The organism is Streptomyces vietnamensis (assembly GCF_000830005.1).
In the GTDB taxonomy this organism is placed as follows: domain Bacteria; phylum Actinomycetota; class Actinomycetes; order Streptomycetales; family Streptomycetaceae; genus Streptomyces; species Streptomyces vietnamensis.
Window position 1 is genome coordinate 706,414 of record NZ_CP010407.1, and the last position, 22,926, is coordinate 729,339.

Here is a 22,926-nt window from a genome sequence, read left to right on the forward strand (position 1 = left end):
GGCGGGCCACCCGGCCGTCAGGCGCGCTGCCAGACCGTGGTCGCGTTGCAGAACTCGCGGATGCCGTGGCCGGAGAGCTCGCGGCCGTACCCCGAGCGCTTGACCCCGCCGAAGGGGAGCGCCGGGTGCGAGGCGGTCATGCCGTTGACGAAGACGCCGCCCGCCTCCAGGTCGCGGACGAAGAACGCGATGTCCTCCGGGGAGCGCGTCCACACGTTGGAACTGAGGCCGAACGGGGAGTCGTTGGCGACGGCCACGGCCTCCTCGACGTCGCGGACCGGGTAGACCGTGGCGACCGGACCGAAGGCCTCCTCGCGGTGGATCCGCATGTCCGGGGTGATGCCGGTGAGGACCGTGGGCCGGTAGTACCAGCCCGTCCGGAGCTCCGGCTCCTCCGGGCGGTGTCCGCCGCAGAGTACGGTGGCGCCCCGCGCGACGGCGTCGTCGACGAGCGCCTCCAGGTCGGTCCTGCCCTGCTCGGTGGCGAGGGGGCCGACGTCGGTGGACTCGTCGAGGGGGTCACCGACGGTGAGGGCGTTCATGGCGGCGGTGAAGCGCTCCGAGAAGTCGTCGTACACGTCGTGGTGGACGATGAACCGCTTGGCGGCGATGCAGGACTGCCCGTTGTTCTGCACGCGCGCGGTGACGGCGGTCTTCACCGCGCCGACGATGTCGGCGGAGGGCATGACGATGTACGGGTCGCTGCCGCCGAGCTCCAGGACGGTCTTCTTCACCTCGTCGCCCGCGATCGCGGCGACGGACCGGCCCGCCGGCTCGCTGCCCGTGAGGGTGGCGGCCGCCACCCGGGGGTCGCGGAGGACGCCCTCGACGTCGCGGGAGCCGATGAGGAGGGTCTGGAAGCAGCCGTCGGGATATCCGGCTCGGCGGAAGAGGTCGCCCAGGTAGAGGGCGGTCCTCGGCACGTTGGAGGCGTGTTTGAGGAGGCCGGTGTTGCCCGCCATCAGCGCGGGCGCGGCGAAGCGGATCACCTGCCAGAGCGGGAAGTTCCACGGCATGACGGCGAGGATCGGGCCGAGGGGCCGGTAGTGCACCCGGGCCACGTCCGCACCGGAGTCCTGGACGTCGCTCTCGGCCGGGTGCTCGTCGGCGAGCAGCTCCTCGGCGTGCTTGGCGTACCAGCGCATGGCCTTGGCGCACTTGGCGGCCTCCGCGCGGGCGGCGGCGATCGGCTTGCCCATCTCGGTGGTCATGGTGCGGGCGATGTCCTCGGTGTCCTCGTCGAGGAGGGTCGCGGCGGCGCGCATGAGCCGGGAGCGTTCGGCGAAGGAGGTCGTGCGGTACTGGCGGTACGCCTCGTGCGCGGCGGCGATGCGCCGCTCGACCTCCTCGGGCCCGTGGGCCTCGTAGGTGCGCAGCGTCTCGCCGGTCGCGGGGTTCACGGTGGCGATGCCCATGACGTCTCTCCTCCTGACATCGGCCCCCGTCTGCAACCTTCCGCTCCCTGGGCGTCGGCGCAACAGGGGCGGGGCGGTGGGGTGACCCGCGGGCCGGTGGGGCGGGCCGGGCCAGGGCCTGTCCGACCTGATCCGGCCTGTTCGGCAAGACGCCCCTAGGCCGTCAGCCAGGCCAGGGCGCCGGAGAGGTGGGCGCGGAACGCCGGGTCGCGGTACGTCTCCGAGGCGTGCCCGAGCGCGGTGAAGAAGAAGCGGCCCCGGTCGGCCTCCCGGCACCAGACGAGCGGGTGGTCGTCGCCGTGGGTGCCGCCCCGGTAGGAGGTCTCGTCGGCCCGCGCCAGGATCCGTACGCCGGCGTCCCCCGGGTGGGACGTGAAGTTGTACCACTCGTCGGTGCGGGCCCAGCGGGCCGGGAGCGGGGCGGTCGCCGGGTGGTCGCGGTCGTCCACGAGGACGAGGCCCGGCTGGATCTCGGGGTGGCCGTCGAACCGGGTGCCGAGGAGCTCGCCGTAGAAGGGCCAGTCCGGCTCGGCGTTGGCGGCGGCGTGCACGGCGAGGAGCGAGCCGCCGCCCCGGAGGTACGCCTCGAAGGCGGTGCGGCCCTCGGGCGTCAGGACGTTCCCGGTCGTGGACAGCAGGACGACGACGGCGCACCGGCCGAGTCGCTCGGGGGTGAAGACGCCGGGATCCTCGGTGACCTCGGCCGCCCTTCCGAGCTCGCGCGCCAGCTCGGCGAGGGCGGTGGCGCCGGCGGGGATCGAGTCGTGGCGGTATCCCGCCGTACGGGTGTAGATCAGGACGTCGGCGGTGGGCACGCGGTGGACTCCAGGGGCGGTACGGAACGGGGCGGATGGCGGAGAGAGCCGGGGAAAAGCCTGGGGAAAGCCCGAAGGAAAGCGCTTTCCCCAGCCGCCCAGACCGTAGCCACCGAAAACCGCGGGCCGCAACCCCTTCCGCTCCTGCACACTGCCCCGATGACGCCCCTTCATGATCATGCCCGGCAGGCCCTCGCCCACGTCGCCGACCGCTCCACCGGCGATCCGCTCGACCCGGCCCTGCGGATCACCCTCAACTTCCACCCGCACTTCCTGCACCGGCTCGCGGACGAGGGGGTCTACCGCTCCCAGTTCGTCACCGGCACCAGCAACGGCGGCCTCACCGCCCGCCCCGGCGGGGACCGCTGGCACTGGGAGAGCCGCATCTTCGGCGGGGCGTACGACGCGGCCCCGGCGGAGACGCGCCCCGTGTACGGCGCCCTCGACTTCCGCCGCCGCCCCTTCGGCGCCGCTCCCCGCTTCGGCTCCGCCCATCTGCGGCTCACGACGGCCGCCCTGCACCGGGCGACCTTCTGCTATCCGGACAGCTTCCTGGAGCCCGACGACTTCGGCGTCGCGTCCCGGATGCGCCTGATCGCCCTCGCCGAGGCCGACGAGAAGGATCCGCTCGACGACTACATCGAGGCGCAGGTCCACGGCCCGGTGATGATCGGGCGGGACGTGGAGGCGCTGGTCCTGGACCCGAGCCACCGGGGCACGGAGGTGGAGGAGGCGGCGCGGCGGCTGCCGTGCCCGGTGGAGTGGCACGGGGGTTTCCGCGTCTCCGTCGACGAGCTGCGGCGGTATCCCGACTTCCGGGGACCCGAGTACGTGGAGCTCGCGGCCCGGATCGCCGTCGACGGCCGCCTCGACCCCCGGATCGTGCAGGAGGCGGCCGCCTCGGGACGGTACGACCAGCAGGACGTGAAGAAGGTCTGGCACTACCTGGCCCGCTTCGGCGCCCCCGCCGCCCGCCCTTAGGGCTCCCGGCCAGGACCGCCTTGTTCGATCTGCTGGATGAGCCGCTTGAGCTGGGTGACTTCGTCCTTGAGGGCGCGGTCGCCGGCGGGCGTGAGGGAGAGCCAGGTGCGGGGTCGTCTTCCCTCGTACCCCTTCTCGATCTCGACGAGGCCGGCCTTCTCCAGGACGGTCAGGTGCTGGCTGAGGTTTCCGGCGGTGAGGCCGAGGGCCGTGCGCAGGAAGCCGAACTCGACGCGGCGGGCCTGGTGGGCGACGGTGAGGATGCCGAGGCGCACGCGCTGGTGGACCACGTCGTCCAGGCCGGTGACAGGGTGCGGGGCGGGCTGGTCGGTCATGAGGCGGCGCGCCGGTGGGTGGACTCGGCCAGGGCGGAGCCGAGGGCGCCGAGCAGAAGGAGCACGCCGGGGACGGCGAAGTGGGGCACGGTGGACCAGGGAGAGGTGGCCGGGATCCCCCACCCGCCGGGCCTGAGCGGCACCAGTTCGATGGCCAGGTACACAGCGGCGAGCAGCAGCAGGACGCGGCTGCGTTCCACCCAGGCCAGCACCAGCAGGGGCAGCCCGACGACTGTGGCGTTCCCGGTGAGCTGTTCGAGGAACAGCGTCACCCCGGAGTCCGCGTCGAGGCGCAGGCCCCAGAAGTCGAGCGGTTCGCCGGGGTTCGGCATCCCGTGACGAAGGCTCCACATCTGGGTGGCGGCCACCAGACCGACCAGGACGATCCCGGTGAGGATGTACGGCCGGACGGGGGTGCCGACACCTCGGTCGCGGGAGCGGCGTACGTAGAACACGGCGGTCGCGGCGTAGGCGACGGCGAGGCCGACCGTCCAGTAGAGGGGCGAGCCCTGGCTGATCAGGGTGCAGCCGGTGCCACCGGCGGGGTCGCCCGCCGGGCAGGGAACGGTCTTGACCTCGAAGGTGAGGCGGCCGGCCAGGATTCCGCCCAGCGTGAGCACGCCGAGGAGCAGGAGGGGGAACCAGGCCCCGCGCTGAGCGGCCCGGACCCGGCGGGTGAGTTCGCCGAGGCCTGCGAGGACTTCTTGGGGTGTGCCCGGTGAGGGCACCGATGCGTCTGCCATGCACATCAGCTTTGCATCACAAACCAGTTGGAACAAGAGACTCCGCGAAGCACTTCGGATCCGTTGTCGTATCGGATACATCTCTGTATCTTTTGGCGCGCCGCGCCCCACCGCCCCCTCACCGAGGAGCCCTCATGAGCACCGTGCCGTCCGCTCTCGCCGCCGCCGTCGGGCCGCTGCCCGCCGGGGCGATCGTGCCGCTGCCGCCGGCCTTCGAGTCCGTCGAGGAGGAGCGCCGCTATCGCAAGGAGCAGCTCGCGGCCGGGTTCCGGATCTTCGGGAGGTTCGGCTTCTCCGAGGGGGTCGCCGGGCACATCACGGTCCGCGACCCCGGCGACCCGAACGCCTTCTGGGTCAACCCCTTCGGCATGAGCTTCACCCAGATCAAGGCCTCGGACCTGATCCTGGTGGACCACGAGGGGAACGTCCTCGAAGGGCGGCGGCCCGTGAACCGGGCCGCGTTCGTCATCCACTCGCGGGTCCACGCGGCCCGCCCCGACGCGGTCGCCGCCGCGCACTCGCACTCCCTGCACGGCAAGGCCTTCTCCAGCCTCGGCATCCCGCTCGATCCGATCACCCAGGACGCCTGCGCGTTCTTCGAGGACCACGGGATCTACGACGACTACCGGGGCGTGGTGAACGAGACCGAGGAGGGCGAGCGGGTCGCCAAGGCCCTCGGCGACTTCAAGGCGGTCATCCTCAAGAACCACGGGCTGCTCACGGTCGGCCACTCCGTCGCCGAGGCCGTGTGGTGGTTCGTCACCATGGAGCGCTCCTGCCAGGCGCAGCTCCTGGCGATGGCGGCGGGCACCCCGCAGCTCATCGACCGCGAGACGGCCCTGCTCACCCGGGGGCAGATCGGCGGGCACCTGGCCGGCTGGTTCCAGGCGCGCCCGCTGTGGGACCAGATCACCGCGTCCGATCCCGACCTCTTCGACTGATCCGCGGGCCCCTAGGGCCTGTCCGGCCCTGATCCGCCGGACAGGCCCTGGTCGGGGATCTCGCGCGTCGTCGCCTCCAGGAGCGGGGCGAGGAACTGCCGTTCCAGGGTGCCGGGCGGCAGCTCGGCCGGCTCCACGTAGCTCTGCGCGAGACCGCCCTCGCGCAGAGCGATGAGGAGGCGGGCGAACCGGTCGGCCTCCACGGTCAGTTCGCGTCTGGCCCGGCGCAGGACGAGGGTGAGGCCGCGGGCGATCTCGGCCCGCAGCCGCTCGTCGTGGCGCGCGAGCACCCAGGCGGCCTGCGGGTCGCGGATCGCGTGCAGGGTGAACTCGGTGGTGACGAGGTACCAGTCCCGCTCGTCGGGCTCGACGCGGGCGGCGAGCTCCGCGAGCCGGGTCAGGGTGTACTCCTCGGGGGTCAGCGCGTCGATGGCCTCGGCGAGGCGCCGCACGGTCCGCTCGCTGTGCTCGTCGAAGAGGGCGAGGAAGAGCTCCTCCTTGCTCGCGAAGTTCGAGTAGTACGCGCCCCGCGTGTAGCCGGCGCGCTCGCAGACCTGCTCGATGGTCGTCGCGTGGAAGCCGTGCTCGGCGAAGGTCTCCAGGGCCGCCTTCAGGAGCGCCGCGCGGGTGCGGGGCCGCCGCCTGGTGACACCTTTCGGCACGGGTGCGTCCTCCTCGTTCGGGCCGCTCGCGCGGCGGACGCCCACCTTACCGGCGTCCTCTTCCCGGGCGGCGATCAGCACCGGCGGATAAAATTCGACGCATGGCAGAGCGGCCCGTCGTGCCCGCGGCGCCCGATCTGGTCCTCGAGATCGACGGGGACGCGACGCTCATGAACCCGAGCCGCGTCTATCGCATCGGGCGCGACCCCACCAGCGACATCGTGCTCCAGGACGCCCGGGCGTCCTGGCACCACGCGGTGCTCAGCGCCGCCGGCGGCCACTGGACGCTGGTGGACGAGGGCAGTACGAACGGCACGTTCGCGGACGGGCTGCGGGTCGTCCGGCCGCGGGAGGTCGGTCCCGGGACGGTCGTACGGTTCGGGCATCCGGCCGACGGGCCGCGCGCGGTCCTCCTGACCGGTACCCCGGCCGAGCCGGCGGGGCCCCGTGTCGTACCGGCCGAACCCCGCGTCGTACCGGAGCCGCCCGAGTTCCGGCCGGAGCCCGCACCGGAACCGCCGCTCGATTCCCGGCCGAAGTCCGCACCGGAGCCGCCGCCCCATTCCCGGCCGGAGCCCGCACCGGAGCCCTGGCCCGCACCGGAGCCGGAGGACCCCCCGCTGCTGCCGCCCCCGCCACCTCCGGAGGCCGTACGCGACCTCCCGCCCGAGGCCGCCGTCGCGCCCGTACGGGAGCCGCCGCCCGAGGCCCCGCCGCTCCCCCTGCCGGAACCGTCGGCGGTCGGTCACGGCCGGCCCGTGACGCCGCGGCCCCCCTCCGTCCGGCATCCGGCCGCGACCGGTACCTTCCGGCAGCCGACGTCCGTGCGGCCGCTGCCCACCCACAGCATCCGGATCGGGCGCGCCCCCGACAACGACGTGGTCGTCGCCGACCTCGTCGTCTCCCGGCGGCACGCCGAACTCCGCGCCCATCCCGACGGCACCTACTGGATCCACGACCTCGGCAGCCACAACGGCACCTTCCTCAACGGCGCTCCCGTCGTCGACGCCCGGGTGACGTCGGAGGACATCGTCGGCATCGGCCGGGCCGCGTTCTGTCTGATCGGCGGGCAGCTCGTCGAGTTCACCGACACCGGCGAGGTGTCCCTCGACGTCCGCTCGCTCGCGGTGACCGTCGACCACGGGCGCAAGACCCTCCTCGACGAGGTGTCGTTCCCGGTGGGCCAGAAGTGCCTGCTCGCGGTCGTCGGCCCGTCCGGTGCCGGGAAGTCGACGCTCCTGGGCGCGCTCACCGGCCAGCGTCCGGCCGACCGGGGCACGGTGCTCTACGACGGCCGTGACCTCTACCGGGACTACGCCGAGCTGCGCCAGCGCATCGGGCTCGTCCCGCAGGACGACATCCTGCACCTCCAGCTGACCGTCCGCCGGGCCCTCGGGTACGCCGCCGAACTCCGCTTCCCCGAGGACACCGTGGCGTCCGAACGGCGGGCCCGGGTCGACGAGGTGATCCGGGAGCTCGGACTCGTGGAGCGCGCCGAGCAGCCGATCCACAGCCTCTCCGGCGGCCAGCGCAAGCGGGTCAGCGTCGCCCTCGAACTGCTCACGAAGCCCTCCCTGCTCTTCCTCGACGAGCCGACCTCGGGTCTCGACCCGGGCATGGACCGCTCCGTGATGCACATGCTGCGCGGGCTCGCGGACGACGGCCGCACGGTCGTCGTGGTCACCCACAGCGTGCTCAGCCTCGACGTGTGCGACCGGCTGCTCGTGCTCGCGCCGGGCGGCCGGGTCGCGTACTACGGGCCGCCCGCCGACACCCTCGGCTTCTTCGGCTTCGAGCAGTGGCCGGAGGCCTTCGAGGCCTTCGAGAACGACCGGGACCGCGACTGGGCCGAGCAGTACCGGGCCTCCCGCTTCCACCGCCGGTACGTCGCGGACCCGATGGCCCACCCCGACACCCCCGCGCCCGCCGTGCCCGCCGGCGCCCCCGGGCCCGCCGACGGCCGGGCGGCCGCGGAGCCCGGGCCGCCGCCGAAGGCGCAGAGCTGGGGCTCCCAGCTGCGGACGCTCGTGCGCCGGTACGCGGCGGCGCTCTCCGCCGACCGGACCTTCCTCGCCATCATGATCGCCCTGCCGTTCGTGATGGGCGCGATGGCCCGGGCCCTGTCCGAGGGCAGCCTCAACCCCGAGTCGACGCTGAACGTGCTGCTCATCCTCTGCGTGGGCGGGGTCCTCACGGGCGCGGCGAACGCGGTGCGCGAACTGGTCAAGGAGCGCACGATCTACCGGCGCGAGAGAGCCGTCGGCCTGTCCCGCTCCGCCTACCTCGCCTCCAAGGTGGTGGTCCTCGGACTGATCACGGTCGTGCAGGCGGTGGTCCTGACCCTGGTCGCCCTGATCGGCGTGCCGCTGAACGTGCCCGGCGGCAAGGGCGTCCTGATGCCGCCGCTCGTGGAGATCACCCTCGCCGTCGCGCTCCTCGCCTTCACGGCGATGATGCTCGGTCTGCTGGTCTCGGCGCTCGTCCGCAAGGAGGAGGTGACGATGCCGCTGCTCGTCCTCCTCGCGATCGTGCAGGTGGTGTTCTGCGGGGCGCTCCTGAAGGTGCGCGGCACGCCCGTCCTGGAGCAGCTGGCCTGGCTGGTGCCCTCGCGGTGGGCGTTCGCGGCGATGGGCGCGACGATCGACATCGGGAGGATCGCGCCGAGCGAGAAGACCGCCGATCCGCTGATGCGGCACACGGCCGAGGCCTGGCTGTTCGACATGGGCATGATGGTGGTGCTCTGTCTCGTCCTCGCTCTGGCCGTGGCCCGGCTGCTGCGGCGCCACGAGCCGGTCGTGATGCGGAGGTAGGTCTGTGTGCATCCGCGTGACGGAGGTGGTGGGACCGTGAGCGTCCCCGTGACGGAGGTGGTGGGGCCGTGAGCGTCCCTGTGAGGGAGGTGAGGCCGTGAGCGTCCCCGTGTCCGAGTACGACGTGCCGGACTTCCGACCCACCCATGTGGTGCCCCGCTCCGGGCTCTCCGCCTGGGAGGCGCCCGATCCCGAGCTGCCCACGACGCCCCTCGACGCCTTCCTGCCCGTACGGCTCGTGGAGCGGACCGGCGACTGGGGGCGGGTGCTGTGCTCGAACGGCTGGACCGCGTGGGTCGACGCCCGCCTGCTCGTGAGCGTGCCGGACGACCCTCCGGCGGCGGGCCGGCCGCTGACCAGGACCGCCGATCCCCGGCCGCTCATCGCCCGCGCCGAGGACGCGCTCGGCCGCTACCGGCGGGCGGCGGAGGAGCTGGGCGCGGGCCGGCTCGACGGCGAGGGCTTCCGGCTGCGGACCCGCGGCCTGCGGGTCGGCATGGTCGTCGACGGCGAGTCGGTCTGGCTGTACGACGCGGAGCACGAGCGCTGGGTGTACTGCGACGGTGTCGGGCTCAGTACGTACGCGGCGTCGGCGGCGCCCTCGGCCGAACCCGTCCAGGAGCCCGAGGAGCCGGGACACGAACCGACGCAGGTGGTGCCCCAGGTGGATCCGGCGGTGGCGGCCGGGCCGCCGCCGACGCAGGTCGTGGGACCGACCGGACCGGCGGGTGAGGGCCGATGACGGCCGTCGGGGCGCACGGGGACGCGGAGATCCCGGCGGGCCGGCCCTCTGGACTGCTCGGCAAGGAGATCGCGGGCTACCGCGTGGAGAGCGAGATCGGGCGCGGTGGCATGGCGGTCGTGTACCGGGCCAGGGACCTGCGTCTCGACCGTACGGTGGCGCTGAAGCTCCTTGCGCCCGAGCTGGCCCGCAACGACACCTTCCGCAAGCGCTTCGCACACGAGTCGCGGGTCGCCGCCTCGATCGACCACCCGCACATCGTGCCGGTCTTCGAGGCGGGCGAGACGGAGGGCGTCCTCTACATCGCGATGCGGTACGTGGCGGGGCGGGACCTGGCGGCCCTCCTCGACCGCGAGGGGCCGCTGCCGCCGGTGAAGGCGGGCCGGATCGCGGCGCAGGTGGCCTCGGCCCTGGACGCGGCGCACGCGCACGACCTGGTGCACCGCGACGTGAAGCCCGGCAACGTCCTGGTCGCCGAGGGCACCGACGGCGACCACCCGGAGCACGTGTACCTGACCGACTTCGGCCTGACGAAGAAATCTCTCTCGCTGACGGGCTTCACGACGGTGGGCGAGTTCGTCGGAACCCTCGACTACGTGGCGCCGGAGCAGATCTCGGGCAAGCCGGTGGACGGCCGGTGCGATGTGTACAGCCTGGCGTGCGTGGTCTTCGAGACCCTGGTGGGGGCGCCGCCGTTCCGCCGCGACAACGACTGGGCGGTGCTGTGGGCGCAGCAGTACGATCCGCCGCCGCCGCTCTCGGAGGTGCGGCCGGGGCTGCCGTCGGCGGCGGACGCGGTGTTCGCGCGGGCGCTGGCGAAGACGCCCGAGGAGCGGTACGGGACGTGCCTGGAGTTCGTCGCCGAACTGCGCGCCGTCCTGGCGGACGCGCCCGGCGGCGGTCCGGCGGCGCCCAGGGGCCCGCGACGGCTCGGCGCGCCGCCCGCCCCGCCCGCGTGGGCGCGACCGGTCTTCCGGGAGCTGGACTAGGGAGGGGGTGCCTTTCGGATCAGGCCGGATCAGCCGGACCGGGGAGACAGGCCCTCGGCCGTCACCGCTCCGACCTCGCCTTATCGTTGGCCTGAGCCATTGCGGAGAGTGATCGACTCGGGGATGATTCCCCGCCGTGACCATCCTCCTCACCGTCGTACTCGGTGTGTTCCTGATCGTGCTCCACCGTCTCTTCGTCTCCCCCGGCCGTGCCGCCGGATGGGTCGGGGAGCATTTCGTGGCGTCCCACTACGGCCTGCCGCCGCGTGAGGTGCTCGACCCGCAGCGCCCCGGCCCGCCGCCGCCGGCCCACCGGGCGGAGGAGCGGCAGTCCGTGGCCCACGCCGCGTGGGAAGGGGACTGGCGGGCCGCCGAACGGTACGTCACGGCCGCGGGCGACGACTGGGACGAGCGCTGGGCCCGGCTCGAACTCCTGCAGCAGATCGCCCAGGAGGACGACGCCTGGCTCGACTCGTGGCGCGCGGCCGAGCCGGGGAACTGCGACGCGGCCACCCTCCACGCGGGCCTCATGGTCCACCGCGCCTGGGAGATCCGGGGCGGCGGCTACGCCCACGAGGTCCTGACCTCGGACATGGACCGCTTCCGCGCCATGCTCCCGGCCGCGATCGAGGAGGCGCGGCGGGCCGCGCTGCTCGACCCCGCGAACCCGGGCCCCTGGGTGGTCATGATCACGGCAGCGCGCGGAGCCCAGTACGGGCGGGCGGAGTTCAAGCCGCTCTGGGAAGGCCTCGTCGCCCGGGCACCCCACCACTACGAGGGGCACTGGCAGGCCCTGCAGTACTGGTGCGCCAAGTGGTTCGGCAGCGACCGGCGGATGATGCGGTTCGCCGGCCGGGCGGTCCGCAAGGCCCCGGCCGGCAGCCCGCTCGCCGGGATCTATCTGCACGCCCTGAACGAACTGACCGACCGGCCCGGCGCCGTGGCGCTGCCCGCCACGCCCATGACGAGGAGTCGGCTGAAGCGGATCGCCGCCTCCTTCGACACGGTCGCGCCCGATGACGAGCGCCTGCCGGTCCTGCGCCACCTGCTGGCGCACTACATGCTCCGGTCGATGATGTACGGGCCCGCCCTGGAGCAGTTCCGGCTGATCGGACCGTGGTGCGGCGCCCAGCCGTGGCGCAGGAACGGCAATCCGGTCGTGGCCTTCGAAACGGCCCGCGGCACGGCCGCGAGGCTCTCCCGGACCCGCCCCGCCGCGACGTCGCAGGCCTACGGGATGGGTCGCTAGCCAGGGCCTGTCCGACCCTGATCCGCCGGACAGGCCCTAGTCGACCTCGCCCTTGCGGTGGACCCGGGTGGCGAGGAGGCCGCCGAGGAAGCCCGCGACGAGGCCCCAGAGGAGTGCGAAGCCGACCGTCTTCCAGACGTCCGGGCGGAGCAGGACCTCGCCGCCGAGGGAGGCGAGGTCGCCGATGCCGAGGACCGAGAGGCCGAAGCGGGCCTCGACCAGGGTGAGCGGTGCGGCGACCAGCATGGCGAGGGCGAAGGCGATGCCCAGGTGCAGGGCGTGCTGCCAGAGCGAGATCCGGGCCGGGGAGCGGACGGCCGCCACGAACGCGGCGGCGAGCACCAGGACGGCCGCGATGGGCAGCAGCCACCACGCGCGCGCGTCCTGGGCGGCGAGCGAGGACAGGTCGACGGTGGAGAGGTCCGGGCTGTCGCCCTTGCCGCGCAGGACGGCGTCGAGGATCTGTGGCATGGGCAGGCCGAAGGGTCCTTCCGCCCTGCCCTGCCAGGAGCCGCCGATGCCCACGCCGAGCGCGATCCAGGTGATGTTGGGGAGGCCGAGGAGGAGCACGGCGAGGGTCTCGGCGGCGTGGCCCTTGGTCGCCGCGACGACGATCCCGATGACCAGGCCGATGACGACGTACGCGAGGAGCAGCAGGAGCATCGCGAAGGCGGCGGGCCGGACGGGTTCGTGGTAGCGGACGAGCCGGGGCGGCAGCGGGGTCCTGCGGGAGACGAGGAGGGCGATGGCGAGCACGCCGAGGATCCACAGGAGCCCGTAGAAGAGCGTGGGCCCGAGGTCGGTGCGGAAGCCGACGGTCGGGTTCGTGGCGTCGAGGAGTTCACCGAAGAGGTCCATGAGGGACCCCGTGGAGTCGCCCCCGCCGAGGGTGAGGGGGAAGTCGTGCCGGGCGAGGGCCGAGAGGCCCGCGAGGGCGGCCAGCCAGAGCACGACGACGCTCGCCGCGCGGAGCAGGAGTTCACGGGCGCCGGTCACCGCGTGGTGGCGCAGCGGGCGCAGGAAGCAGTAGCCGGTGACCAGTGCGCCCACCAGGGTGACGGTGAGCGGCATGGCGGTCAGTTCGGCCTGGGTGCCGGCGAGGGCGCCCGCGTCGCCGGAGAGTTCGACCTTGCCGCCCGAGGCCATGACGACGACCGCGGCGAGGATCGCGGCGAAGCCGCCGGGCAGGTCGGCGGCGCCCGCGGCCCAGAGGCCGAGCCCGGCGACGACGCCCATCGCGACGAACCCGGCGACCACGGCGGCCAGGGCCTGGAGGGCGACGCGGACGTAGGGCCCGGTCGGGGTCGCGGCTGACCGCGCGGAGGTGGGGAGCCGACTGCTCGTCACCCGGTCCACGCTAGTACCGGGGCCGGTGCTCCGCTTGCGGACGGACGCCGTTCGGCGCACACAATGGGCGCGGAACGGAAGAAAGGGAAAAACATGACTTCCCATCCGCCGTCCGGCCCTCCGTCGGTTCCCCCCACAGGTCCCCCCTCGGGCCCCCTCTCGGGTCCGGGCACAACACGCCCGGGAAGCGGCGGCCCCCCGCCACCGCCCGGACCGCCCCGCGGCGGTTCGGGGGGTGGCGGTTCGTCCGGCGGCGGTGCCTCCGGAAGCGGCGGTGCCTCCGGAGGCGGCGGCGGTTCCGGGCCGACCGGCGGCGGAGGCGGGGCGACCGGCGGCGGAGGCGGGGCGACCGGCGGCGGAGGCGGGGCGACCGGTGGCGGAGGCGGCTCGCCCGGCGGCGGAGGCAAGGGCGGTGGCCGTCCCTGGTGGCGTTCCGTACCGAAGGTCGCCTCGGTCACCGCCGTGCTCGTGGCGGCCGCGGCGCTGGCCGTCGTCCTCACCAACCGCCCCGACGGCAAGAACGACACGGCGGGATCCGGCGGCGAGGTCTTCCTGCAGAACGCCGCCGCGTCCGGCCCGGACCCGTTCACGCGGTCGACGGCACGCGCCGGCGACGGCTCCGCCCCGCCGCCCTCGCTGCCGCCCCGTACCGCCTCGGCCGTGCCCGAGATGTCGGGGTCGACGCCCGGCCTCTACGGCGGGACCCGGTCGGTCTCCAGCTGCGACGTCGAGCAGCAGGTCCGGTACCTCTCCGGCGAGCCCGCGAAGAACGCGGCCTTCGCCTCGGTCGTCGGCATCTCGCCGAACGACGTGCCGGACTACCTCCGCTCCCTGACCCCGCTTCAGCTCCGGGTCGACACCCGGGTGACGAACCACGGCTTCCGCAACGGCGCGGCCACCACCTACCAGGCGGTGCTCCAGGCCGGCACGGCGGTCATGGTCGACGGTCACGGAGTACCCCGGGTGCGCTGCGCCTGCGGAAATCCGCTGACCGGCCCGGTGGCGCAGAAGGCGCCGCGCACGACGGGCGCGCCATGGCAGGGGTACAGCTCCCAGCAGGTCGTCGTGGTGGCGCCGTCGGTGACGGTCGTGAACGTCTTCGTCGTGTACGACCCCCAGGACGACGGCTGGTTCGCGCGGAAGCACGGCGACACCGGCGAGCACGACAGGCCGACCCCGCCGCCTCCCCCGCCGCCGACGATCCCTCCGTCCACGCTGCTGTCGCCCTCGCCGTCCACGCCCAGCCCTTCCCCGTCGTCGCCGGTGCCGTGCGTGACGGTGACGGGCACGGAGACCCCGACGCCGATCGACGGGGTCACCCCGTCGCCGTGCCCCTCGACGCTCTCCCCCTCGGCGTCGACGTCGTCACCGGAGTCGCCGTCCGACTCCTCCGGCCCCACGGACTCGTCGCCGTCGACGGAGTCGTCGAGCCCGGAGTCGGCACCCGCGTCGGACGGTTCGGCGGATCTCACGAGCCGGTCGCCGAACCAGCAGGCAGAACAGCAGGCGGACCAGCCTGCGGCGGCCGTCTCCCCGGCCGCGTCGCTCTCCTCGCTGTCGGCTCGGGTCCCGTCGGGTTCGGTGTCGAGTTCCGTGTCGGGTTCGGCGTCACGTTCGGTCTCGGGTTCGGCGTCCGCTCCGGCGCCCGGTCCGGGGTCCGTACCCGTCCTCTGACCGTCCGACGCCGCTTCGAAGCCGCCCCGGCAAGGGCCCGGAGCCAGGCTCCGATCGCCAGGGGGCGGGCCGTCCGCTCCTCCGCGCACAGTTGCCACATCCGCTCGTCGCGGTCGGTGAAGTGTCCGGACATCGCTCGTCCCCTCTCCCTGATGAACACGGCCACCAGGCCACTGGAAAGGAGTCTGTAACCTTATTGGCCCGGACAGCAGAGCCAATGAGGAGTGATTGGCATGGCAGTGGCACGTGTGGTCCACACCGCGGACCGGACCCTGACGGGTCGCCAGCTCGCATCGCTCCTCACCCCGCCCCCGGAGGGCCGGTTCGGGTATCGGGAGCTCGCGCGGGCCGTACGGGAGGCGCTGCTCGACGGCCGGGTGGCGCTGCGCCTGCGGCTGCCGGCCGAGCGGGAGCTCGCCGCGGTGCTCACGGTGAGCCGGACCACCGTGACCGGGGCCTACGACCTGCTCCGGGAGAGCGGTTACGCGCACAGCCGGCGCGGCGCCGGTACGTGGACCGCGCTGCCGGACGGGCAGGCCCCCACCGCTCTCGGCGCCTTCCAGGACGACGCGGGCGCGACCATCGACCTGGCCCTCGCCGCGCCGCACGCTCCGGAGGAGGAGCTGTCCGCCGCGCTTGCGGTGGCCGCCGCCGAACTGCCCCGTTACGCGGGCGCGCAGGGCTACCACCCGTACGGTCTGCCCGCGCTGCGCGCCGCGATCGCCGAGCGCTACACGGCCCGGGGCCTGCCGACCCTCCCGGACCAGATCCTCGTCACCACGGGTGCGCAGCAGGCCGTCTCGCTGGTGCTCACGCTGCTCGGCCGGTCCGGCGACCGGGTGCTCGCCGAGAACCCCTCGTACCCCAACGCCCTCGACGCGATGCGCGGGCGCATGCTCCGCGTCACGCCGGTGCCGGTGACCGAGGCCGGCTGGGACTCCGGGCTCGTCGACGCGGCGCTCCGGCAGACCGCGCCGCGCCTGGCCTATCTGATCCCGGACTTCCACAACCCGACCGGGCGGCTGATGCCGGCGGAGCAGCGCCGGGAGCTCGCGCGGTCCGCGCGCGCCACCGGGACCTGGCTGGTGGTCGACGAGACGCTGACGGACATGGCCCTGGACGTGCCCGCGCCGCCGCCGTTCGCGGCGGCGGCCGGCGGGGGCGACGGCGGGCAGATCGTCTCCGTCGGCTCGCTGAGCAAGAGCTGCTGGGGCGGGCTGCGGGTCGGCTGGGTGCGGGCCGCGTCCCGTGTCGTGACCGAGCTGGCCCGGGTCCGGATCACCGCCGACCTGTCCGGTTCCGTGCTCGACCAGCTGGTGGCCGTCACCCTGATGGACCGCCTCGATGTGATCCTGCCCCGGCGCCTCGACGAGCTGCGGCAGCGCAGGACCGCGCTGACCGAAGCCCTCGCCCGTCATGTGCCCGAGTGGCGGTGGGCGGTGCCGCCGGGCGGGATGTGCCTCTGGATCGACCTGGGCCGGCCGGTCGCCTCCTCCCTCGCGGCCCGGGCCCTGCGGCAGGGGGTACGGGTGGAGGGCGGCGCCCGGTTCGGGGTGGACCCGGGCACGCACGAGCACCGGCTGCGGATCCCGTTCACCCTGCCCGTGGACGCGTACGAACCGGCGGCGGAGCGGCTCGCGGCGGCCCTGGACGGCGCCCCGGGGCACTTCGCCGATCCCGCCCTGCCGGACTGGGTGGCCTGAGGGGGCCCTCATACCTGAGGGGGCCCGCATATTGGGATGCCCGCCCCGGAAGGTCCGTGTACGGTCCACCGAGTGGAACCACTGACCGACAAACAGATCCGCTCGTCCTTCGTGAACTGCACCAAGGGCGAGGCGGCGCGACTCAAGCTGCCCCTCGACTTCGCCGAACTGCCCTGGGACGACCTGGACTTCCTCGGCTGGGTCGACCCGGGCGCGCCCCTGCGGGCGCACCTGGTCCTGCCGCGCGAGGACGGGCCGCTCGGCGTGACCCTGCGGGTCCCGGCGACCGGCCGGACCAGCGCCGTGAAGTCGAGCATGTGCCAGGTCTGCCTGACCGCGCACGCGTCCTCGGGCGTCACGCTCCTGGTCGCGCCGCTGGCCGGCAGCCGCGGCCGCGAGGGGAACACGGTCGGGATCTACCTCTGCGCCGACCTCGCCTGCTCCCTCTACGTCCGGGGCCGGCGGCAGCCGAAGCTGCGGCACCGGCGCCACGAGGAGTCCCTCACCCTCGACGAGCAGGTCGCCCGGCTGACGGGCAACCTGGACGCGTTCGTCGACCGGGTGACGTCGGGCTGAGGAGCCCGGACCGCCTCCCGGTCCCGGGGGACCGGGACGGCTCGCCGGTTCAGCGGAAGGCCTGCTCGCCGGTGAGCGCCTTGCCGATGACCAGGGAGTGGACCTCGCTCGTGCCCTCGTAGGTGAGCACCGACTCCAGGTTGTTGGCGTGGCGCAGCACCGGGTACTCCAGGGTGATGCCGTTGGCGCCCAGGATCGTGCGGCACTCGCGGGCGATCGCGATCGCCTCGCGGACGTTGTTCAGCTTGCCCACGCTGACCTGCTCGGGGGTGAGGGCGCCCGCGTCCTTGAGCCGGCCGAGGTGGAGGGCGAGGAGCATGCCCTTGCCGAGCTCGACGGACATGTCGGCGAGCTTCTGCTGGGTCAGCTGGTACGAGGCGAGGGAACGGGCGAAGACGACCCGGTCCCTGGCGTAGGAGATCGCCGTCTCCAGGCAGTCGCGGGCGGCGCCGAGCGCGCCGAAGACGATGCCGAAGCGGGCCTCGTTGAGGCAGCCGAGCGGGCCGGAGAGGCCGCGGGCCTCGGGCAGCATCGCGTCGGCCGGGAGGCGGACGTCCTCGAAGACCAGTTCGCTGGTGACGCTCGCCCGCAGCGAGAGCTTCATCTTGATCTCGGGGGCGCTGAAACCGGGGGTGCCGGCCGGGACGAGGAAGCCCCGGACGCCGTCCTCGGTGCGCGCCCAGACGACGGCGACGTCGGCGACCGAACCGTTGGTGATCCACATCTTGGTGCCGTTCAGCACCCAGTCGGAGCCGTCCCGCTTGGCGTTGGTCCGCATGGCGCCCGGGTCCGATCCGGCGTCCGGCTCGGTGAGGCCGAAGCAGCCGATGTACTCGCCGGCCGCCATCTTCGGCAGCCACTGCTGCTTCTGCTCCTCGGAGCCGTACTTCCAGATCGCGTACATGGCGAGGGAGCCCTGTACGGAGACGAGGGAGCGCAGTCCGGAGTCGACGGCCTCCAGCTCCAGACAGGCGAGGCCGTACGCGACGGAGTTGGTGCCCGCGCAGCCGTAGCCCTCCAGGTGCATGCCGAGCACGCCGACGCCGCCGAGGGTGCGGGCGAGTTCGCGGGCGGGGATCTCGCCCTTCTCGAACCAGCCGGCGACGTGCGGCCGCAGTTCGCGGTCGGCGACGGCGCGCACCGTGTTGCGGATCTCCCGCTCCTCGTCGGTCAGGAGTCCGTCGAGGGCGAGCAGGTCGAAGGGGTGGACGGGGGTGGACGGCGACTTCACGGACGGCCTCCTGGCGACTGTGGCAACTCGGCGAGCCGAAGCGTAGCCCTAGATCGGATATTGGATCCAGTATTGAAAATCCGAGATCCGAACCGTACGGTCCGATTGGATCCAATCTCCAGCCTCCTGGATCCGATCTCCAGTCGCCTGGATCCAACCTCCGGTTTTCTGGATCCAACCTCCAGCGGGAGCGAGGGAAGCCGCATGCACGCAGATCAGCCCGGCACACCAGGGACGCCCCCCACGGCCGGCGCCCTGTCCGGGATCGTCGTCGCCGACTTCGGCCGGGTGCTCGCCGGGCCGTACATGACGATGCTCCTCGCCGACCTGGGCGCGGACGTGATCAAGATCGAGCGGCCGGGCTCCGGGGACGACACGCGTGCGTGGGGCCCGCCGTTCGCCGCCGGGGAGGCCACGTACTTCCTCGGCGTGAACCGGAACAAGCGCTCCGTGTCGCTCGACCTCACGGCTGCTGAAGACCTGGCCACGGCCCGCGCGATCGTGGACCGCGCGGACGTCCTCGTCGAGAACTTCCGCCCCGGCACGATGGAGAAGCTCGGCCTCGGCTACGAGGACGTGCGGGCGTCCAACCCGGGGCTCGTCTACTGCTCGGTGACCGGCTTCGGCACCGCCGAGGGCGCCGGACTGCCGGGCTACGACCTGCTCGTCCAGGCCATGGGCGGCCTCATGAGCGTGACCGGCGAACCGGACGGGCCGGGCACGAAGGCCGGGGTCGCCCTGGTCGACGTCATCACCGGCCTCCACGCGGGCATGGGCGTCCTCGCCGCCCTGCGGCACCGCGAACGCACCGGCGAGGGCCAGCGGGTCGAGGTCTCCCTGCTCGGCTCCCTCCTCTCGGCGCTCACCAACCAGGCCGCCGCCCACCTCGGCGCCGGGGTCGTGCCGCGCGCGATGGGCAACAGGCACCCCAGCATCGCCCCGTACGAGGTGTTCGAGGCGCAGGACCGGCCGCTGGTCCTCGCCGTGGGCAACGACCGGCAGTTCGGGATCCTGTGCGAGCGGCTCGGCCGGCCGGAGCTGGCCGGGGACCCCCGCTTCGTGACGAACACGGCCCGGGTCGCCCACCGGGAGGAGCTGGTCGAGGCCCTCGCGGGCCCGCTCGCCACCCGTACCGCCGACGGCTGGTTCGAGGAGCTCACGGCGGCCGGCGTGCCCTGCGGGCCGATCAACGACCTGGCCGCCGCCTTCGACCTCGCCGACCGGCTGGGGCTCGCCCCGCGCGTCCCGGAGTCCGCGGCCGGTCCCGGTCAGGTCGCCCACCCGATCCGGCTCGGCGCCACCCCGCCCTCCTACCGCACCGCTCCCCCGCGCCTCGGCGAGCACACCCACGACGTCCGGTCGGAGCTGGGCGGACTTGTCCACAGGGGGTCGGCGGCGAACGGCCACACGTAGCAAGATGGTCGCCACCGGCGGAGGGATCCGCCGGTGGCGACACGAGGGAACGGAAGGTCACAGGCGATGAGCAGCGCGACGGAGAGGCGGCGGCCGCAGACCGCCCAGCAGTTCGTCCTGGAGGAACTGCGGCGCGCCATCACCAGCGGGGAGCTCCGGCCCGGCGGGCCGATCCGCCAGGAGGCCCTGGCGGCGCGGTTCGAGGTGAGCCGGGTGCCGCTCCGGGAGGCCCTGAAGGCCCTGGAGGCCGAGGGCCTGGTGGTCCATCACGTCCACCGGGGCTACTTCGTCGCCGAACTGTCCCTGGACGACCTGGAGGAGATCTACCGGATCCGGGAGCTCCTGGAGACCGAGGCGGTCCGCATGGCCGTGCGGTGGATGCCGGACGGCACGGTCGCCGCGCTCGAACGGATCCAGCGGGACGTGGAACGGGCCGCCGAGGAAGGGGACGTGGCCGCGATGGCGGCGGCGAACCGGCTCTTCCACTTCACCCTGATCGAGGCGTCCGGGATGCCGCGCCTGGTCCGCCTCATCACGACCCTGTGGGACGCCACCGACGCGTACCGCTCGCTCTACTACACCGACGCCCCGCACCGGAAGCTGGCCGTGCGGGAGCACCGCGCCGTGATCTCCGCCCTTCGCCACGGCGACGAGGAGGCCACCCTCCACTGGCTCGACGAGCACCGGGCCCACGCGGTGGCGGCGCTGCGCGAGGTGCTGGGTCAGGAACGCCCGGACCAGGACTGACCTCAGCCGGGCGTGGCCGACCCCGCGCCCGCGCGCCGGACCGCGCCCGTCACCACCAGGAGCACGGACACGACGGCCGGGGCCCGGTGGACGCTGTCGGCCGCGTGGAGCGGGTCCGCGAGCACGCTCGCGGCCACGAGCCGGCCGAGGCCCGCCCGGACGCCGTGTGCGGGCCGAAGCGGATCCCGAAACCCGAGACGTCTGCGTCCGTATCGCGGACGCGACTTGTGGGCCGGCACTCGCCGCGGGAAGGATGCCCGCATGACTCCCGCCCTCGTCTCCCGCCGCCACGTGGATCTTCTGCGTGTCGCGGGGATGCTGTGTCGGTTCGAGTCGTGTCGCCACGCGGCCTGTTGCTGAGCCCTCTCCCGGCGCTCCGCACCTCCTCACACCGTCGACCGTCGTTCTCCGACGCCGACCGTCTCCGTCGCTGCCGACACCTTCCACGGCCCTGGACCCATGGGCCTCCCTTCACGCTCCGCGCGCCTGACGGGGTGCCGCGCGCACCCGTTCCGGCTCCGCTCTTCCCCGAGGTACGTCCGCATGTCCTCTTCCCCCGCTCCCGTCCTGCACTGGTTCCTGCCCACCGGCGGCGACGGCCGCGACCCCGGCGGGGTCACCGCAGTCCAGGGCCGTTCCGCCGCCGCGACCCGCCGCGGCGCCGACCTCGGCTATCTGGCGCAGGTGGCCCGCGCGGCCGAACAGGCCGGTTTCGCACGGCTGCTGACGCCCGTGGGGCTCGGCTGCGTGGATCCCTGGGTTCTGACCTCGGCCGTCGCCGCGGTGACGGAGCGGATCGGCTTCCTCGTCGCGTTCCGCGCCGGTCTCGCGCAGCCCACGCTGGTCGCGCAGCAGGCGGACACCTTCCGACGCCTCTTCGGCGACCGCATCGCCCTGAACGTGGTCACCGGCGGCGACCCGGTCGAGCAGAAGGCGTACGGCGACCACCTCCCGAAGGACGAGCGATACGTCAGGACGGGCGAACTCATGGGCGTCGTCCGTGAGTTGCTCGACGGTTCGGCCGTCACGCTGAGCGGACATCACGTCCGGGTGGAGGGGGCCCGTCTGACGGCGCCCTCCGTCGGGACCCCCGTCCCCCTCTACTTCGGCGGCGCGTCCCCCGAGGCGGAGGACGTCGCGGCGCGCCACGCCGAGGTGCAGCTGCTGTGGGGCGAGCCTCCGGCCGCCGTCGCGGAACGTGTCGCCCGGGTACGGGCCAAGGCCGCGCGGGAGGGCCGCACCCTGCGCTTCGGCATCCGCCTCCACGTCATCACCCGGGACACCTCGGCCGAGGCCTGGCAGGAGGCCGGCCGCATCCTCGCCGGCTTCGATCCCGAGGCGGTCCGCGCCTCGCAGGAACGGTTCGCCCGTATGGACTCGACCGGGCAGGCCAGGATGACCGCGCTGCACGGCGGTTCCGCCGAGAGCCTGACCGTCGCGCCCAATCTGTGGGCGGGCATCGGACTCGTCCGCGAGGGCGCCGGGACGGCGCTCGTCGGTTCGCACGACGAGGTCGCGCTGCGGCTCTTCGAGTACGGGCGGGCCGGCATCGACGAGTTCGTCCTCTCCGGCTACCCGCACCTCGAAGAGGCCTACCGCGTCGGCGAGGAGGTGGCGCCCCGGCTGCGGGCGCTCACCGAGGCGGCGGCCGGGAAGGCGGCGGCGTGACCGTCCTCGACACGACGGGCGGCACGACGACCGCCCGAACCGCTTCCGCCTCCGCGCACCCGGCCCGCCGCGCCTGGGCCGGGGTGGCCGCCCTGCGCTGGGCCGCGCTGCGGCTCCTCGCGCTCGTGGTGCTCCTCGCCGCCTGGCAGGCCGTGGTCTCCGTCGGCGTCTGGCCCCGGGTCCTCGTCCCCTCCCCGGGCGACGTGTGGCAGGCCTTCGTACGGGCGTCGACCGTCCACGACGGGGTGCGCGGCATCGGCGACCACCTGCTGGTCGAGCATCTGGCGGTCTCCCTGCGCCGGATCGCCATCGGCACGGGCTACGCGACGCTCGTCGGCATCCCGCTGGGGCTGCTGATCGGCGTGGTGAAGCCGCTGGCCGTGGTCCTGGAGCCGGCCGTCACGTTCCTGCGCACGCTGCCCCCGTTGGCGTACCTCTCCCTGCTCGTCATCTGGTTCGGCATCGACGAGTCCCCGAAGATCTGGCTGCTGCTCATCGCGGCGCTTCCGCCCATCGCCGCCGCCACCGCGGCCGCCGTACGGGGCGTCCCGGCCGACCTGGTCGAGGCGGGGCGGGCCCTGGGCGCGGGCCCGTCGGCGCTGCTGTTCTCGATCCGGCTGCCGGCCGCGCTGCCGGAGATCCTCACCGGCGTACGGATCGCCGTCGGCATCGCGTACACCTCGGTCGTCGCCGCCGAGACCATCAACGGCGTCCCCGGCATCGGCGGCATGATCCGTGACGCCCAGCGCTACAACCGGACCGACGTCGTCATCGCGGGGATCATCGCGATCGGCCTCTCCGGCATCGTCCTCGACGCGCTGTTCCGGGGCCTGGAGCGGGCCGCCGTCCCGTGGCGCGGCCGCGCCTGAGAACCCCACGACCACA

General features: G+C 73.7%; 21 protein-coding genes and 1 pseudogene. 14 read left to right on the top strand and 8 right to left on the bottom strand.

From position 1 onward, the window contains the following. Positions 1-17: 17 nt before the first annotated feature. Entirely contained in the window at positions 18-1,415 is a 1,398-nt protein-coding gene (locus SVTN_RS03125) for an NADP-dependent succinic semialdehyde dehydrogenase (protein ID WP_041127704.1), read from the bottom strand. Between the two features lie 155 nt (positions 1,416-1,570). Then, positions 1,571-2,230, bottom strand: coding sequence for a ThuA domain-containing protein (locus SVTN_RS03130; protein ID WP_041127705.1), 660 nt, complete (start codon positions 2,228-2,230; stop codon positions 1,571-1,573). Positions 2,231-2,389: 159 nt separating this feature from the next. Between SVTN_RS03130 and SVTN_RS03135 the strand changes: the two genes are divergently transcribed. Beyond that, on the top strand, positions 2,390-3,211 hold the full coding sequence (locus SVTN_RS03135) for a DUF3626 domain-containing protein (protein WP_041127706.1): 822 nt from the start codon (positions 2,390-2,392) through the stop codon (positions 3,209-3,211). On the opposite strand, the gene SVTN_RS03140 is transcribed toward SVTN_RS03135, so the two are convergent. Continuing rightward, the gene (locus SVTN_RS03140) at positions 3,208-3,546 is read right to left on the bottom strand and encodes a winged helix-turn-helix domain-containing protein (protein WP_041127707.1); all 339 of its coding nucleotides are present in this window, start codon (positions 3,544-3,546) and stop codon (positions 3,208-3,210) included. The genes SVTN_RS03135 and SVTN_RS03140 overlap by 4 nt on opposite strands. After that, the gene (locus tag SVTN_RS03145) at positions 3,543-4,289 is read right to left on the bottom strand and encodes a hypothetical protein (RefSeq protein ID WP_159026410.1); all 747 of its coding nucleotides are present in this window, start codon (positions 4,287-4,289) and stop codon (positions 3,543-3,545) included. Before SVTN_RS03145 ends, SVTN_RS03140 begins: the two co-directional genes overlap by 4 nt. A 134-nt stretch (positions 4,290-4,423) precedes the next feature. Here SVTN_RS03145 and SVTN_RS03150 point away from each other — a divergent pair, with 134 nt between their 5' ends. Next, a complete protein-coding gene (locus SVTN_RS03150; protein WP_041127709.1) occupies positions 4,424-5,230 on the top strand; it encodes a class II aldolase/adducin family protein in 807 nt (268 codons plus the stop codon). Between the two features lie 11 nt (positions 5,231-5,241). Here the strand turns inward: SVTN_RS03150 and SVTN_RS03155 are convergent, their stop codons facing one another. Then, complete coding sequence (locus SVTN_RS03155; protein ID WP_041133486.1) at positions 5,242-5,892, bottom strand: TetR/AcrR family transcriptional regulator; 651 nt, start codon at positions 5,890-5,892, stop codon at positions 5,242-5,244. 101 nt (positions 5,893-5,993) lie between these two features. Here SVTN_RS03155 and SVTN_RS03160 point away from each other — a divergent pair, with 101 nt between their 5' ends. The 4 genes from SVTN_RS03160 to SVTN_RS03175 all read left to right on the top strand — a co-directional run bounded on the left by SVTN_RS03160 (position 5,994) and on the right by SVTN_RS03175 (position 11,682). Then, positions 5,994-8,702, top strand: a complete 2,709-nt coding sequence (locus SVTN_RS03160; protein WP_041127710.1) for an FHA domain-containing protein — start codon at positions 5,994-5,996, stop codon at positions 8,700-8,702. A 97-nt stretch (positions 8,703-8,799) separates the two neighbouring features. Beyond that, positions 8,800-9,444, top strand: a complete 645-nt coding sequence (locus tag SVTN_RS03165) for an SH3 domain-containing protein (protein WP_041127711.1) — start codon at positions 8,800-8,802, stop codon at positions 9,442-9,444. Continuing rightward, the gene (locus SVTN_RS03170; RefSeq protein WP_052498908.1) at positions 9,441-10,433 is read left to right on the top strand and encodes a serine/threonine-protein kinase; all 993 of its coding nucleotides are present in this window, start codon (positions 9,441-9,443) and stop codon (positions 10,431-10,433) included. The genes SVTN_RS03165 and SVTN_RS03170 overlap by 4 nt, the downstream gene beginning before the upstream one ends. 136 nt (positions 10,434-10,569) lie before the next feature. Continuing rightward, positions 10,570-11,682, top strand: a complete 1,113-nt coding sequence (locus tag SVTN_RS03175; RefSeq protein ID WP_041127712.1) for a hypothetical protein — start codon at positions 10,570-10,572, stop codon at positions 11,680-11,682. Positions 11,683-11,718: 36 nt separating this feature from the next. On the opposite strand, the gene SVTN_RS03180 is transcribed toward SVTN_RS03175, so the two are convergent. Further along, positions 11,719-13,029, bottom strand: coding sequence for a streptophobe family protein (locus tag SVTN_RS03180; protein ID WP_425428940.1), 1,311 nt, complete (start codon positions 13,027-13,029; stop codon positions 11,719-11,721). Between the two features lie 93 nt (positions 13,030-13,122). On the opposite strand from SVTN_RS03180, the pseudogene SVTN_RS44120 reads away from it, so the two are divergent. The 3 genes and pseudogenes from SVTN_RS44120 to SVTN_RS03195 all read left to right on the top strand — a co-directional run. Beyond that, positions 13,123-14,499 (top strand): annotated as a pseudogene (locus tag SVTN_RS44120) (DUF6777 domain-containing protein); the annotation flags it as partial. Between the two features lie 437 nt (positions 14,500-14,936). Further along, positions 14,937-16,406: a MocR-like transcription factor YczR gene (gene yczR, locus SVTN_RS03190; protein ID WP_041127715.1), complete on the top strand. Its 1,470-nt coding sequence runs from the start codon at positions 14,937-14,939 to the stop codon at positions 16,404-16,406. A 72-nt stretch (positions 16,407-16,478) separates the two neighbouring features. Then, on the top strand, positions 16,479-16,982 hold the full coding sequence (locus SVTN_RS03195) for an FBP domain-containing protein (RefSeq protein WP_041127716.1): 504 nt from the start codon (positions 16,479-16,481) through the stop codon (positions 16,980-16,982). 49 nt (positions 16,983-17,031) lie between these two features. On the opposite strand, the gene SVTN_RS03200 is transcribed toward SVTN_RS03195, so the two are convergent. After that, complete coding sequence (locus SVTN_RS03200; protein ID WP_052498910.1) at positions 17,032-18,213, bottom strand: acyl-CoA dehydrogenase family protein; 1,182 nt, start codon at positions 18,211-18,213, stop codon at positions 17,032-17,034. A 204-nt stretch (positions 18,214-18,417) separates the two neighbouring features. On the opposite strand from SVTN_RS03200, the gene SVTN_RS03205 reads away from it, so the two are divergent. Together SVTN_RS03205 and SVTN_RS46085 are read left to right on the top strand one after the other, a co-directional pair. Further along, on the top strand, positions 18,418-19,626 hold the full coding sequence (locus SVTN_RS03205; RefSeq protein WP_052498912.1) for a CaiB/BaiF CoA transferase family protein: 1,209 nt from the start codon (positions 18,418-18,420) through the stop codon (positions 19,624-19,626). Positions 19,627-19,692: 66 nt separating this feature from the next. Further along, the gene (locus SVTN_RS46085; protein ID WP_041127717.1) at positions 19,693-20,373 is read left to right on the top strand and encodes a GntR family transcriptional regulator; all 681 of its coding nucleotides are present in this window, start codon (positions 19,693-19,695) and stop codon (positions 20,371-20,373) included. A gap of 2 nt (positions 20,374-20,375) precedes the next feature. Here SVTN_RS46085 and SVTN_RS46090 read toward each other — a convergent pair whose 3' ends face one another. Continuing rightward, the gene (locus tag SVTN_RS46090; protein WP_281192293.1) at positions 20,376-20,510 is read right to left on the bottom strand and encodes a hypothetical protein; all 135 of its coding nucleotides are present in this window, start codon (positions 20,508-20,510) and stop codon (positions 20,376-20,378) included. A 124-nt stretch (positions 20,511-20,634) separates the two neighbouring features. Here SVTN_RS46090 and SVTN_RS46535 point away from each other — a divergent pair, with 124 nt between their 5' ends. The 3 genes from SVTN_RS46535 to SVTN_RS03220 all read left to right on the top strand — a co-directional run bounded on the left by SVTN_RS46535 (position 20,635) and on the right by SVTN_RS03220 (position 22,910). Continuing rightward, on the top strand, positions 20,635-20,733 hold the full coding sequence (locus SVTN_RS46535) for a putative leader peptide (RefSeq protein ID WP_425428941.1): 99 nt from the start codon (positions 20,635-20,637) through the stop codon (positions 20,731-20,733). Positions 20,734-20,916: 183 nt separating this feature from the next. Next, positions 20,917-22,041, top strand: a complete 1,125-nt coding sequence (locus tag SVTN_RS03215; protein WP_041127718.1) for an LLM class flavin-dependent oxidoreductase — start codon at positions 20,917-20,919, stop codon at positions 22,039-22,041. Further along, positions 22,038-22,910: an ABC transporter permease gene (locus SVTN_RS03220; RefSeq protein WP_041127719.1), complete on the top strand. Its 873-nt coding sequence runs from the start codon at positions 22,038-22,040 to the stop codon at positions 22,908-22,910. The genes SVTN_RS03215 and SVTN_RS03220 overlap by 4 nt, the downstream gene beginning before the upstream one ends. The last annotated feature ends 16 nt before the right edge of the window (positions 22,911-22,926 follow it).